This is a genomic window from Wolbachia endosymbiont of Nomada ferruginata, from assembly GCF_001675785.1.
GTDB lineage: Bacteria > Pseudomonadota > Alphaproteobacteria > Rickettsiales > Anaplasmataceae > Wolbachia > Wolbachia pipientis.
The window spans coordinates 1-11667 of the sequence record NZ_LYUY01000038.1 but is presented as its reverse complement, the minus strand read 5'-3'; the positions used below and the strand labels follow the sequence as shown (position 1 = coordinate 11667).

The window sequence follows — 11667 nt, the reverse complement described above, 5'->3', positions numbered from 1 at the left end:
TAACGAGTAGCGGAATGACGAATTTGTTGTTTTTCAAATTGTAGGTAAACCTAAGCCACTTTAGCTATATATAATAGAATTTCGCTTTCTACTACCTTTCCAGTTGTTTTATACATAATTCTCGAATTTTGAAAATTTGCTCCATATCTAATTTCTCACTTGTATAAAATTTGTTTTCTTACTTCGAGATCTAATCTACCATAACTTTAATATGGCGTTTCTTTCCTGCAGATAATTTTATGAATGATTGATCTTTAAAGCTCTCAGGATTTATTATGTAGTTAATGTCATTTATAATATTATCATTAACTTTGCACCCATTGCCCTGTATTAAACGCTTTGCAGCGCCTTTTGAAGGTTCAAAACCGGTGTCATGTAGTAGGTCTACTAAGGATATGCCGCTTGCAACTTGTTCTTTTTTTATAATGTAATCAGGAAGTAGTGAGCTATCCTCATTCTCAAAAGCAGAGACTGCAGCAGATTGTGCAAGTTCTGCTTCTTTGTCACCGTGACATATTTTTGTCACTTCTGTTGCCAAAACTTTTTTTGCTTCATTTATTTCCTGATCTTTTAAGGATTCTAACTTTTTGATCTCATCAATTGACAAATCAGTGAACAATCTCAAGAAACGTCCGACGTCTTGATCATCAACATTGCGAAAATATTGCCAATAATCGTAAGGTTTTAGCATATTGCCATCGAGCCATATCGCTCCACTTTCAGTTTTGCCCATTTTTTTTCCTTGTGCATTTAATAAAAGAGGCGTGGTAAGGCCAAACAGCTCAGGCAAGTTTAATTTTTTTCCCAGTTCAATCCCATTTACTATATTTCCCCACTGGTCTGATCCCCCTACCTGCAAACGACAGTCATACTTTTTGTTTAATTCAGTAAAATCGTAAGCCTGCAATAACATGTAATTAAATTCTAAGAAGCTTAAGGTTTGCTCTCTATCTAGCCTAGTTTTCACACTATCAAAACTTAGCATGCGATTTACCGAAAAATGCGCTCCTATGTCACGCAAAAAATCTATGTATTTTATGTTATCTAACCAATCTGCATTATTTACTATAACTGCACCAGTCTTTCTATCATCAAAAGATATCATTTTCTCCAATGTTTTCTTTATACTAGATATATTTTCGCTAATATCCTTGATAGATAAGAAGCTTCTTGCTTTATCCTTACCGGATGGGTCACCAATTTTTGTTGTGCCACCTCCAAGTAAGACTATCGGCTTGTAACCAAATTTTTGCAGGTGACGGAACATCATAATATGCATTAGGTGACCAATATGAAGACTTGGTGCTGTGCAATCAAACCCAATGTATGCGACTATATAATTGCTCTGCAATAATAACTGATCTAGTCCTTCAATGTTTGTGCATTGGTATAGGTACCCTCTTTCTTGGATAAAATTTAAAAACTCGGACTTGTGTTTCATAATCTTTTTAGTATGTTATTTTATATGTGAACATTGTCATTGAAGATATCGATGATGATGTCATTCCAGCGCGTGACGCTGGAATCCAGTTTTTCATGCAATTTCATCAAAAACGTTGTATAGTGTGCTCGTTTATAATTAAGTTTTCTGGATCCCAGTGTCAAGCACTGGGATGACACCTTTTCTTGGGGAGCTATCCTAAAGGTGCGATACTTATACAGTTGTACTTGAATGGCCCAGGCAATCAGTTCCATAACTCTTCTATTTTATAATACTCCCTTACTTCTGGCCTGAATATGTGAACCATTATGCCTTGAAAACTTAAAACCACCCAATTGCCTTCATCCATACCTTCTACATCTATTTTATCATGTGGCTTGAGGCTTTTTATTACGTGTTCAGCTAAAGCTTTAACGTGACGGCTTGAATCACCAGATGCAATAATCATATATTTTGCAATAACGGTTTTATTCTGCACATCAAAAGTTACTATATCATGACCTTTATTTTGATCTATTATCTCTTCAATTGTACTTCTTATCGATTCCATATCGCTAAGCATTGTTTACAGGTTATATGATTCATTTATAATTATATACTCAAAATTTCTAAATATGAACTATTTTCAACGCGATTGTTCGTTAAAAAGGTATTACCTGCATCTATCTTATCATCATGTTTTTAGCATGTACAATATATATATTTTATATATGATTGAGAATAGCTTTTTACTAGTATTCATTATGGGCAAGACTCTCATCTACTTAATCGGCTTTCCAGGTAGTGGTAAGTTTACTACTGCAAAGGAACTGTGTAAAATCATTGGTGCAGTAATAGTAAGCAATAATCTATTCAATAATATTATATTTGATATTGTTAAATTACAAGATGCTGAAGTTCCAGATGATCTGTGGGAAAAAATTTTTGCAGTTAGGGAAAATGTATTAGCAATACTGGAAAAACACTACGTAAAATCAAAACACTATATATTTACAAATGAATTGATAGAGGGTGATTCCTATGACCAAAGATTATATAACTCAGTGGTAAATTTAAGTAAAAAAATGGGCATGGAAATTTTTTCTGTAGTATTACATTGTAATAATGAAAAACTAGTAAGACGTGTCCAATCAGAAGAGAGATATCAGGAAAATAAAATTACTGATCCGGATTTTGCTATAAAGAAAATTGAAGGGAAAAGGCTATTTATACCTGAGGGTTCGCTTGAAATTGATAACTCGAACTTGAGTGCAAAGGAAGTTGCAAAGAAAATTGTTGAAGAGATGAAGAAAGAAAAAAATGGAAAATTAATTAAAACTTCTGTAACAAATCATTTAAAAACAGAGCGTACTCGTGGTTGAGCAGAAAGATAAGTATCGTCCTTGTGTTGGCATAATGCTATTTAACAAACAAGGACATGTCTTCATTGGAAAACGCTTTGATAGCGGCTCTTACTGGCAGATGCCACAAGGAGGTGTTGATGATGGTGAGGAACTGGAACAAGCAGCGTTACGTGAGTTGCTAGAGGAGGTTGGTACTAATAAAGTAAAGGTTATAACTAAAAGCAAGGATTGGATATACTACAACTTGCCTGAAGAAGTTATACCAATATGCTGGAATGGAAAATATTCTGGTCAAAAGCAAAGGTGGTTCTTAATGAAGTTTTGCGGAGAGGATGAGGACATTGATATTAATTATACTGGTCATCCAGAGTTCAAAGAGTGGCGTTGGCAAGGTATAGATAGTTTAGTAGCCAGTGCTATATCATTTAAAAAAGAAGTTTATAAAACAGTGATAGAAGAGTTTTCTTCTATAATAAAAGCCTCAACAATAAGCTCATGATAGTAGATTCTCATTGCCACTTGATTTATTTTTCTGACGATGAAATACCAAAAGTAATTTCAAGGGCAGAGCAAAATGGTGTAAAGGTTTTGCATAACATATGCGTAAGCATTGACGATGTTCCTAAGTTATTAAAAATTTCTTCGTCTTATGATCAAGTCTACTCCTCTGTTGGTGTACATCCGCTTGATGCTGCTATAGAAAACGGTGAGTGTATACATGTTGATGAATTAGTTGAATTTACCAAGAACCAAAAGGTAATTAGTATCGGTGAAACCGGGTTAGATTTTTATAAATCTGACAACAAAGACAATCAGAAAAAAAGTTTTGCATTACATATAGAAGCGTCAAGAATAACTGGACTACCTTTAGTTATTCACACAAGAAGCGCTGATAATGAGATGATCGATATGTTAAGGTCAGAAATGAAAGCCGGTGCTTTTAGTGGAGTAATGCACTGCTTTGCTTCCTCTAAAGAACTTGCTTATCAATCTATAGATTTGGGGTTATATATTTCATTTTCTGGAATCATTACTTTTAAAAATGCGAGCTTACTCAGAGGAATTGCACAAGGTGTACCACGCGAACGTGTTTTAGTCGAAACTGATGCACCATATCTATCACCTGAGCCTTATAGGGGGAAAAAGAATGAACCAGCAATGGTGAAATACGTTGTTGATTGTTTGGCAGAGTTGTGGAATGAGTCACCAGAACAAGTAGCGGAGGTAACCACAAGCAACTTTTTTAGGCTGTTTACGAAACTTAAGCTCAAAGAAACTCTATAGAGCAATTAATTTAGTATCTGTTCAAGGGCGTGGCTAATATGCAAATATTGAAGCAAAAGTGGTGTTATGCAAGTAGCTGACACTGGGATCTAGTTTCACTTTATGGTTGTGTCATTCCAGTGCTTGACACTGGAATTCAGCTTTTAATGCAACCCCTCACCAAAAATATTGTGTTTTAACATAAGGTTAGCTACTTTTATACTCAGTATCCAATCAAAACCCCTGGATCCCAGTGTCAAGCACTGGGATGACATCATTTGTTGTAAACTCACTTTTTCTTGATTTTTTGATTTATCTTGTCTACCTTATTTTGCCACTCCGCTGAACGGATACTTAATTTAGCTTAGAAGTTTCACCAGCTCTCTCACCGAGTTTACAGACTTATTAAACATTTCTTGTTCACTATCATTCATTTTAACTTCTAGGATCTTTTCAATTCCGTTTTTTCCAATAATTACAGGAACACCAATAAACAAATCTTCTACACCATATTCACCATTAAGGTAAGCAGCACATGGTAATATGCGCCTCTTATCTTTTAAATATGATTCTAACATGCATATAGCTGAAGATGCAGGAGCGTAGTATGCAGATCCAGACTTAAGCAGATCAACTATTTCTTTACCGCCATTGCGAGTGCGTTCAACTATTTCATCGACTTTTTTCTGTGTGATAAGACCCATATCGATAATTTGAGTAAGTGGAACTCCAGCAACTGAAGCACAATTGATTAGTGGTACCATAGTGTCGCCATGTCCTCCAAGCACAAAAGCAGATATATCTTCAACTGAGATATTTAACTCACTTGCAAGAAAGTAACGAAAACGGGAAGAATCAAGCACTCCTGCCATGCCAACAATCATATTAGTTGAAAGGTTTGAAAATTTATGCACCACTGAAACCATGGCATCCAAAGGGTTGGTAACCACTATTACAAACGCGTTTGGAGAATATTTTTTAATATTTTCGCCAACCTCCTTCATTACTTTAGCATTGGTTTGCAGGAGGTCATCCCTGCTCATTCCAGGTTTTCTAGCGATGCCAGCGGTTATTATAATTGCATCGGAGTTTTTTATATCTTCATACCTATTTGTGCCAGTAATATTGACATTAAATCCATCAATAGGGGATGATTCTGCTATGTCGAGTGCTTTACCTTGTGGTATTCCATCACTAATATCAAGTAAAACAACATCACCGAGTTCCCTTAGTGCAATCATATGGGTGAGAGTTCCACCGATATTTCCTGCACCGATTAAAGATATTTTTTTTCTTTGTACTGTCATTTTCTACTCCTTTGTATTTACTTTTATGGTTTTACCTTCCCAAGGCGATAAGCTATCAAACATACGAAAATCTTGCGGTAAATCTATAGGGTTATACACAACCTTTTTTGTCTCTATATCATATCTTACTTCCTCATAACCAGTGAGAGGGAAATCTTTTAACATTGGATGACCTTTGAATCCATAGTCTGTTAGAATCCTACGCAAATCAGGGTGATCAGAAAACTCTATTCCATACATATCAAACACTTCACGCTCAAACCACAAAGCCGTACTAAATATCTTCGCTACACTTGGAGGCATGTCGCTTTCACATAACTGAAGCTTTATGTGTACTCTAATATTATGCACAATGCTGAGCAGATTGTATATTAGCTCGAAGCGCTTCTCTCTATTTGGATAGTCAACCCCAAAAATATCAACTAATAGTTCAAACCTACACTTTTCATCATCACGTAGAAAGAATAGGTACTTTTCAATTTCATCTAAAGTTGAATATATTACAATAATGCCATCATCTTTTTGAATGCACTCGCATTTGGTCTTTTTTTGTATATACTTTGCAGTTTTATCCATTCCGAGTCCGTTTTATTTTGTTTTGTAGGCATAGCATTCCATATAGCAACGCCTCAGCGGTTGGTGGGCATCCAGGGACATACACGTCAACTGGCACAATTCTATCACAGCCTCGGACTACTGAATAAGAGTAATGGTAATAACCACCACCATTTGCACAACTTCCCATGGAAATAACATACTTCGGGTCTGCCATTTGATCATAAACCTTGCGCAATGCTGCTGCCATTTTATTAGTTAGTGTGCCAGCAACAATCATCACATCTGATTGACGTGGGCTTGCACGAAACATTATACCATATCTATCAAGATCATAACGGCTGGATGCAGTATGCATCATCTCAACTGCGCAACATGCAAGACCAAATGTCATTGGCCACAATGAACCAGACCTTGCCCAATTCATTACATAATCTGTTAAATCACCAAATTTAGTGACAAGAAACCCTTCTTTTTTATAACGACCCCAGTCATCATTAGATAGAATTTGATTTGTCATAAACTACTCCCACTCTAATGCACCTTTACACCATTCATAGATAAAACCTATAGTGAGTATTGCAAGAAATACCATCATAGACCAAAATCCACCATAGCTTATCTTAGATAAAGAAACAGCCCAAGGAAAAAGAAAAGCAATTTCTAAGTCAAATATTATAAATAATATTGAAACTAGGTAAAATTTAATGTCAAAATTTTTCCTTGCACTGGATAGTGGATTGAAGCCACACTCATATGTGGAAAGCTTTTCACCATCTGGCTTACTCACTGCAAGAAACATAGGCAATATACCTAAAGCAAAAGATACTACAATTGATACGCAGATAAAGATTACTATGGTTAAATATTCGCTCATTTAACAAAACATATAACACTATGAGTTTACATGCTTTCCTAACTTTTTACCACCTAAAATATGCACGTGAAAGTGTGGTACAACCTGCTCTCCATTTTCACCGTAGTTAGTGACTAATCTATATCCTGTTTTTTCTAGATTATATTTGTGTGCTATCTCTCTTACAGTTTTGAAGAAATCCGCTATTTCCTCTTCAGGAGCTTTTAGAATGAAATCATCATATGAAATATATTGATTTTTTGGTATAACTAAAATATGAACTGGTGCGTCAGGGTACTTATCATGAAAAGCTAGTACATTTTCATTTTCATGTACCTTCTCACAAGGTAACTCACCTCTTAATATTTGAGCAAAGATGTTATCGCTATCATAAACTTCATTGCTCATATTTTAAGAGCGACCTTTCCCTCTTTCTTCGTTTTTCTCTACATTAGGTGTAGATAGTGGTTTTATCGCTTCACCAGAAGCATCTTCAAGATTTAAAGAGCTTACAAGTTCCCTTACTTTTACCATGTCCTGCTGTTCTTTCAAAAAGGGTTCTATTCCACTTACCCTTTTTCCAGTAATAACTCCTGGTTGTAAGTGATACATATCCCCAGGAACAGTTAGACTATGATGTCTTTCCTCTATTTTTTTAGCTTCACTCATAATACTCCCCTATAACTTATTTTTGCATTCCACAACTTTGCGACTTACCTGCTTTTATAGCTTCTTGCGCCCATTTTTTCTCACCTGAAGCTATAGTTTCTGAAGGCTGACCAACATCAGACTTCACAACTTTGTCTGATGACTGCTTTTGATTATCATATTCCTTATACAATTTTTCTGCAATACCATTCAGCAATTTTAAGTCTGTATGAATTTTAAATTCTCCACCAGTAATTCCTGCCAGCTTCTTAAGGTCGCCATTAATGCTATCAGCAATTCCTTGAAGAGCAAGCTTTTTTATCTCCTCTGGACTCTTTCCTTTATTTTTAGAGTCAGTTTTAATGTCTTCAATTATTTTTTTAACATCAACTTCAATTACAATTTTGTTTTCTTCTCTAAAAATAGTTACATTCGGTAAATCTTTTTTTATTTTATCTAATTGCTCTGGGCTCAAATAAGGTATATCCCCTGTCAGAATTCTTGATGCTAAAAAACTTACCTTTCCTTTCTCTTGTTTTTTTATTTCTACACCAAGATTTTTACTAGCTTGTGTGGTTTCTATGGGTGGGTCATATTCCTCTTCTTCTTCAGGTACATCTATACCAACAGCTTCCTTTAACGAAACTGTGGCATCATGTTTCATTTCACCCATTGAAGCAAACGGCTTCTTTATAGGGTAAATAAGTGCTTTAGGCACAAGAGCAAGCACCCGACCTGTAGCCTTTACACCTCTACCTAGAAAACTTCCTACTTTAGCTAGTATAGAAGTAGATTCTTCATTTTGGTCGTTTTTTGGCATACATACCTCCAAGGTACTTTCTATAACTAAATACATTTTAATTATAGACGAAAAAATTTAAACTTCTATATCCATTATAAGATAGAATTATAGGGATTGCAACCATTATTTGTACATTGTCTAAAACATGTAGTATTTTCGCTACTTTTATTGTTCAATTTATTATAAAGAATACTCTAAATTATGTGTAAATGGAACACAAATAATATCATTGATGCAACTGGCGGAAGAGACGTAAATGGTTATAATTGGATACATAGCTCAAATATTTCAACGGACACAAGAAGCATAAAAAAAGGTGATTTATTTATTGCACTCAAGGGAAAGAATTTTGATGGCCATAATTTTTTGCATGAAGCGTTTTTAAAAGGGGCAGTAGCTGCAATAGTAAGTGAGGGTAAATATAAAAATTTTCCTCTCGTTATTGTACAAGATACCCTGAAAGCTTTGCACGATATGGCATCATACTATATTAGAAATATTCTTGTTGATGCTAAAGTTATTGCAATTACAGGCAGTGTCGGGAAAACTACTACAAAGGATATGCTGCACACTGTTTTATCGCAATATGGAGTGTTCCATGCGAACGAAGGTAACTTAAATAATAATATAGGATTGCCTTTGACAATTCTAAAAGCTCCAAAGAACTGCCAGTACTTAATCCTTGAAATGGGAATGAATAAAGTTGGTGAAATAAAAGAATTATCAAAGATTAGTAATCCGAATATTGCAGTTATTACCAACATCGAACCTGCACATACTGAAAATTTTTCATCACTGTTTGACGTTGCACAAGCGAAGTTAGAAATTCTGTATGGTATGAAAAATAACGGTACTTTGGTCTTGAACAGAGATAATAAATATTATGATTATCTCTCATCACGCGCCAATAGAAATGTAATAAGCTTCGGTAAAGATAAAAATGCTGAAGTTTGTTTACTAAACTTAATAAGAAACGATGAATCTTCTGTCATTTCAGCACTATCTTCTGTCATCCCAGTGCCCAGACACTGGGATCCAGGAAGTTCAATTGCAAATGAGCATATCAGACGGTTGTATAATAAAGACTGGATTCCAGCGTCACGCGCTGGAATGACATCAAACCGAGTTGCTAATAGATTAAGTTTAAAAATCAGGCTGAGTAATAATCAAATTATAAACTGTAATTTACGTGTGCAAGGTGAGCATTTTGCATACTCTGCATTAGCTGTTACAGCGGTTGTGCGGAGTCTAGGACTTGATTTATCAAAATTACCACTTGCACTTGAGAATTTTAGTGTAACGAAAGGTAGAGGCAATATTCATAAAATCAAATACAATGGAAAATACATACATTTAATTGATGACTCCTATAACGCCAGCCCTGCTTCGATGAAAACTGCAATAAAAACTTTGAGTACATATTCTAATCAGAGAAAAGTAGCTTTGCTTGGTGATATGTTGGAACTTGGTGATGAAAGCATAGAGTTTCATACAGATTTGGTTAAGATTATCACAGGAAATAATATAGATAAAGTTTATACAGTTGGTAAATTTATGTTAGAATTGCATGAGCTTTTGCCAGATAATATAAGAGGCACGCATTTTAATGATTCTAATCAATTGAAAAGTGATTTAGCTAACATTATTCAGAATAATGACGCAATTCTAGTTAAAGGCTCACGAGGAATGAAAATGGATCTTATTGTACAAGAATTCATAATAGAATATTAAGTAAAATCATTATATTAATTTACAGTAATAAATTATTAGGAACTTTAATTGTGACAAAACGTGTAATTATTTTTGGTGGAACGGGGTTTATAGGGAAACACATCGTAAGACGCTTGGCAGCAGAAGGATATTTGATAAAGGTGTTTACTCGTAATCAGGAAAAAGCTGCTTGTTTAAAATTGTGTGGCAATTTAGGACAAATATCAATATTTAAAGGCGATTTTTTTGATGAAAAATCAGTTCTGGATGGTATGGAAGAATGTGATGTAGCTATAAACTTAGTGGGAATATTATATGAAGCAAAAAAGCACGATTTTTACGCTGTTCACGTTAAAATAGCTGAAAGGATAGCAAAAGCTGCAAAAATGAAAAATGTACCTATGATGATACATTTTTCTGCTATGGGAATAGAAAATAGCAAGTTGTCAAAATATGCTCAAAGTAAATTGGAAGGTGAAAAAGCTGTAACTTCAGCATTTCAAGAAGCAATAATAATTAGGCCAAGCCTTGTATTTGGTAAGGAAGATAACTTCTTTAATAAGTTTGCAAGATTAGCAACTATTCTTCCTTTTTTGCCACTAATTGGCAATGGAACGACTAAATTTCAGCCAATATGTGTAACAGACTTAGCTGAAGTGGTATATCGTATTATCAGTTTTAATAAGCAAGACAAGAAAATTTATAACATGGGTGGACCAAAGGTTTACTCTTTCAAAAGCTTATTGAAGTTTATTCTGAATGTTACTAACAGAAAGTGTTTGTTGATCAATGTATCTTTTCCAATGGCAAAGTTAATAGCTTTCTTTTTAGAAAATAAAATTATTTCTATGCTATTAAAACCAATAACCGGAGATACGAACCCTGTGCTTACTCAAGATCAGGTGAAAGTTATGATGAATAGTTCAATCGAAAGGTCAGCTGACCTTGAAACAATGAAGGTTCGACCATTAGCAATTGAAAATGTGGTACCAGAGTACTTGAAGATTTATAGAAAGTATTGATAAAAGAGTGTGCCCGGTGGGATTCGAACCTACGACCCACAGCTTAGAAGGCTGTTGCTCTATCCAGCTGAGCTACGGGCACACAACATATATAAAATGCTTCTTAGTACAAGTGAAGTCAAGTATTTCGTGTGAATATGATGTTTATCTTGCAACACCTTGTCATTGCAGTTGTGTGTCACACGCTGCTGAAATTGGATGCGAGAAGTCTATTTATTTTAGAAAATATTATATAGAAAGTTGCTTGACAAACTCCGCCAGCGCCCTTATCATGGCACTAAGAGTATTTCTGACTCAAAACTTGTTTTTGATCCGCGCGGGCTCAACAACAAAATCCAGTAAAAAACTCAGGTGTTTATTAGCGGATTATATAAAATTATAGCGGCTGCATGTCTTTTAAATTTTTTCTACATTCAGCCAAATCGCGCTTAAACTAAGCGTCAGCACATTATTACAGCGCCAATTTAAAGCATTAGAGAGTCAAAACTCGCACTACGGGGTTTCTTTGCCTTTTTTTTTATTTGGTAAATTTCTTAAATATTTATGGCTAAACGACAACCGTCATCCCGCTACTTGTTAGCGGATGAGATACCGTGACGGTATGACGGTTCGCGGCGGGATGACAAGGAGCAACAGAATGACAGAGAGTTATGCAAGCATCGAACAGACGAAATCTGTCAAATCAGAAAGAAACACACAAATTTAAGTTTTTAGTAGTTT

General features: G+C 35.0%; 17 protein-coding genes and 1 tRNA gene. 6 read left to right on the top strand and 12 right to left on the bottom strand.

Annotated features, from left to right (window positions below; translation table 11 throughout):
* Window positions 1–190: 190 nt before the first annotated feature.
* Genes tyrS through rsfS form a run of 3 tightly spaced genes read right to left on the bottom strand, consistent with a single transcriptional unit; the run spans window position 191 to window position 2003 of the window.
* Window positions 191–1441 carry a tyrosine--tRNA ligase gene (gene tyrS / locus BA053_RS03180; protein WP_065094891.1) on the bottom strand — a complete coding sequence of 417 codons (1251 nt, stop codon included), beginning with the start codon at window positions 1439–1441 and terminating at the stop codon, window positions 191–193.
* Between the two features lie 20 nt (window positions 1442–1461).
* Complete coding sequence (locus BA053_RS07265) at window positions 1462–1695, bottom strand: hypothetical protein (protein WP_096617310.1); 234 nt, start codon at window positions 1693–1695, stop codon at window positions 1462–1464.
* Complete coding sequence (gene rsfS, locus BA053_RS03175; RefSeq protein ID WP_065094892.1) at window positions 1686–2003, bottom strand: ribosome silencing factor; 318 nt, start codon at window positions 2001–2003, stop codon at window positions 1686–1688. Before rsfS ends, BA053_RS07265 begins: the two co-directional genes overlap by 10 nt.
* Before the next feature lie 181 nt (window positions 2004–2184).
* On the opposite strand from rsfS, the gene BA053_RS03170 reads away from it, so the two are divergent.
* From BA053_RS03170 to BA053_RS03160, 3 genes are read left to right on the top strand one after another with little or no spacing between them, the layout of a single operon-like run.
* Window positions 2185–2802: an AAA family ATPase gene (locus BA053_RS03170; protein WP_065094893.1), complete on the top strand. Its 618-nt coding sequence runs from the start codon at window positions 2185–2187 to the stop codon at window positions 2800–2802.
* Complete coding sequence (locus BA053_RS03165) at window positions 2795–3283, top strand: RNA pyrophosphohydrolase (RefSeq protein ID WP_082941403.1); 489 nt, start codon at window positions 2795–2797, stop codon at window positions 3281–3283. The genes BA053_RS03170 and BA053_RS03165 overlap by 8 nt, the downstream gene beginning before the upstream one ends.
* On the top strand, window positions 3280–4068 hold the full coding sequence (locus BA053_RS03160; protein WP_065094895.1) for a TatD family hydrolase: 789 nt from the start codon (window positions 3280–3282) through the stop codon (window positions 4066–4068). The genes BA053_RS03165 and BA053_RS03160 overlap by 4 nt, the downstream gene beginning before the upstream one ends.
* Before the next feature lie 143 nt (window positions 4069–4211).
* Here the strand turns inward: BA053_RS03160 and BA053_RS08330 are convergent, their stop codons facing one another.
* From BA053_RS08330 to BA053_RS03125, 8 genes are all read right to left on the bottom strand, one after another.
* A complete protein-coding gene (locus BA053_RS08330) occupies window positions 4212–4340 on the bottom strand; it encodes a hypothetical protein (RefSeq protein WP_255356241.1) in 129 nt (42 codons plus the stop codon).
* A 66-nt stretch (window positions 4341–4406) separates the two neighbouring features.
* Complete coding sequence (gene mdh / locus BA053_RS03155) at window positions 4407–5354, bottom strand: malate dehydrogenase (protein WP_065106748.1); 948 nt, start codon at window positions 5352–5354, stop codon at window positions 4407–4409.
* Window positions 5355–5357: 3 nt separating this feature from the next.
* Complete coding sequence (locus BA053_RS03150; RefSeq protein WP_006279573.1) at window positions 5358–5930, bottom strand: NADH-quinone oxidoreductase subunit C; 573 nt, start codon at window positions 5928–5930, stop codon at window positions 5358–5360.
* Window positions 5923–6429, bottom strand: a complete 507-nt coding sequence (locus BA053_RS03145) for a NuoB/complex I 20 kDa subunit family protein (RefSeq protein ID WP_006279574.1) — start codon at window positions 6427–6429, stop codon at window positions 5923–5925. Before BA053_RS03145 ends, BA053_RS03150 begins: the two co-directional genes overlap by 8 nt.
* 3 nt (window positions 6430–6432) lie before the next feature.
* Entirely contained in the window at window positions 6433–6786 is a 354-nt protein-coding gene (locus BA053_RS03140) for an NADH-quinone oxidoreductase subunit A (RefSeq protein ID WP_006279576.1), read from the bottom strand.
* Window positions 6787–6804: 18 nt separating this feature from the next.
* The gene (locus BA053_RS03135) at window positions 6805–7173 is read right to left on the bottom strand and encodes an HIT domain-containing protein (RefSeq protein WP_015589394.1); all 369 of its coding nucleotides are present in this window, start codon (window positions 7171–7173) and stop codon (window positions 6805–6807) included.
* Between the two features lie 3 nt (window positions 7174–7176).
* Window positions 7177–7434 carry a hypothetical protein gene (locus tag BA053_RS03130; protein WP_006279579.1) on the bottom strand — a complete coding sequence of 86 codons (258 nt, stop codon included), beginning with the start codon at window positions 7432–7434 and terminating at the stop codon, window positions 7177–7179.
* 16 nt (window positions 7435–7450) lie between these two features.
* On the bottom strand, window positions 7451–8233 hold the full coding sequence (locus BA053_RS03125) for a hypothetical protein (RefSeq protein ID WP_065094897.1): 783 nt from the start codon (window positions 8231–8233) through the stop codon (window positions 7451–7453).
* 183 nt (window positions 8234–8416) lie between these two features.
* Here BA053_RS03125 and BA053_RS03120 point away from each other — a divergent pair, with 183 nt between their 5' ends.
* Window positions 8417–9946, top strand: coding sequence for a UDP-N-acetylmuramoyl-tripeptide--D-alanyl-D-alanine ligase (locus BA053_RS03120; protein WP_065106747.1), 1530 nt, complete (start codon window positions 8417–8419; stop codon window positions 9944–9946).
* Window positions 9947–9996: 50 nt separating this feature from the next.
* On the top strand, window positions 9997–10947 hold the full coding sequence (locus BA053_RS03115) for a complex I NDUFA9 subunit family protein (protein WP_065106746.1): 951 nt from the start codon (window positions 9997–9999) through the stop codon (window positions 10945–10947).
* 8 nt (window positions 10948–10955) lie between these two features.
* Here the strand turns inward: BA053_RS03115 and BA053_RS03110 are convergent.
* Window positions 10956–11029 (bottom strand) — tRNA-Arg (locus BA053_RS03110).
* A 501-nt stretch (window positions 11030–11530) separates the two neighbouring features.
* On the opposite strand from BA053_RS03110, the gene BA053_RS08325 reads away from it, so the two are divergent.
* Window positions 11531–11653 carry a hypothetical protein gene (locus BA053_RS08325; RefSeq protein WP_255356240.1) on the top strand — a complete coding sequence of 41 codons (123 nt, stop codon included), beginning with the start codon at window positions 11531–11533 and terminating at the stop codon, window positions 11651–11653.
* Window positions 11654–11667 lie beyond the last annotated feature (14 nt).

Coding starts and splice junctions, on each gene's coding strand:
- tyrS (WP_065094891.1), bottom strand. CDS start 1,441: ATGAAACACAAGTCCGAGTTTTTAAATTTTATCCAAGAAAGAGGGTAC.
- BA053_RS03170 (WP_065094893.1), top strand. CDS start 2,185: ATGGGCAAGACTCTCATCTACTTAATCGGCTTTCCAGGTAGTGGTAAG.
- BA053_RS03160 (WP_065094895.1), top strand. CDS start 3,280: ATGATAGTAGATTCTCATTGCCACTTGATTTATTTTTCTGACGATGAA.
- BA053_RS08325 (WP_255356240.1), top strand. CDS start 11,531: ATGAGATACCGTGACGGTATGACGGTTCGCGGCGGGATGACAAGGAGC.
- BA053_RS07265 (WP_096617310.1), bottom strand. CDS start 1,695: ATGGAACTGATTGCCTGGGCCATTCAAGTACAACTGTATAAGTATCGC.
- rsfS (WP_065094892.1), bottom strand. CDS start 2,003: ATGCTTAGCGATATGGAATCGATAAGAAGTACAATTGAAGAGATAATA.
- mdh (WP_065106748.1), bottom strand. CDS start 5,354: ATGACAGTACAAAGAAAAAAAATATCTTTAATCGGTGCAGGAAATATC.
- BA053_RS03145 (WP_006279574.1), bottom strand. CDS start 6,429: ATGACAAATCAAATTCTATCTAATGATGACTGGGGTCGTTATAAAAAA.
- BA053_RS03130 (WP_006279579.1), bottom strand. CDS start 7,434: ATGAGTGAAGCTAAAAAAATAGAGGAAAGACATCATAGTCTAACTGTT.
- BA053_RS03125 (WP_065094897.1), bottom strand. CDS start 8,233: ATGCCAAAAAACGACCAAAATGAAGAATCTACTTCTATACTAGCTAAA.
- BA053_RS03120 (WP_065106747.1), top strand. CDS start 8,417: ATGTGTAAATGGAACACAAATAATATCATTGATGCAACTGGCGGAAGA.
- BA053_RS03140 (WP_006279576.1), bottom strand. CDS start 6,786: ATGAGCGAATATTTAACCATAGTAATCTTTATCTGCGTATCAATTGTA.
- BA053_RS03150 (WP_006279573.1), bottom strand. CDS start 5,930: ATGGATAAAACTGCAAAGTATATACAAAAAAAGACCAAATGCGAGTGC.
- BA053_RS03135 (WP_015589394.1), bottom strand. CDS start 7,173: ATGAGCAATGAAGTTTATGATAGCGATAACATCTTTGCTCAAATATTA.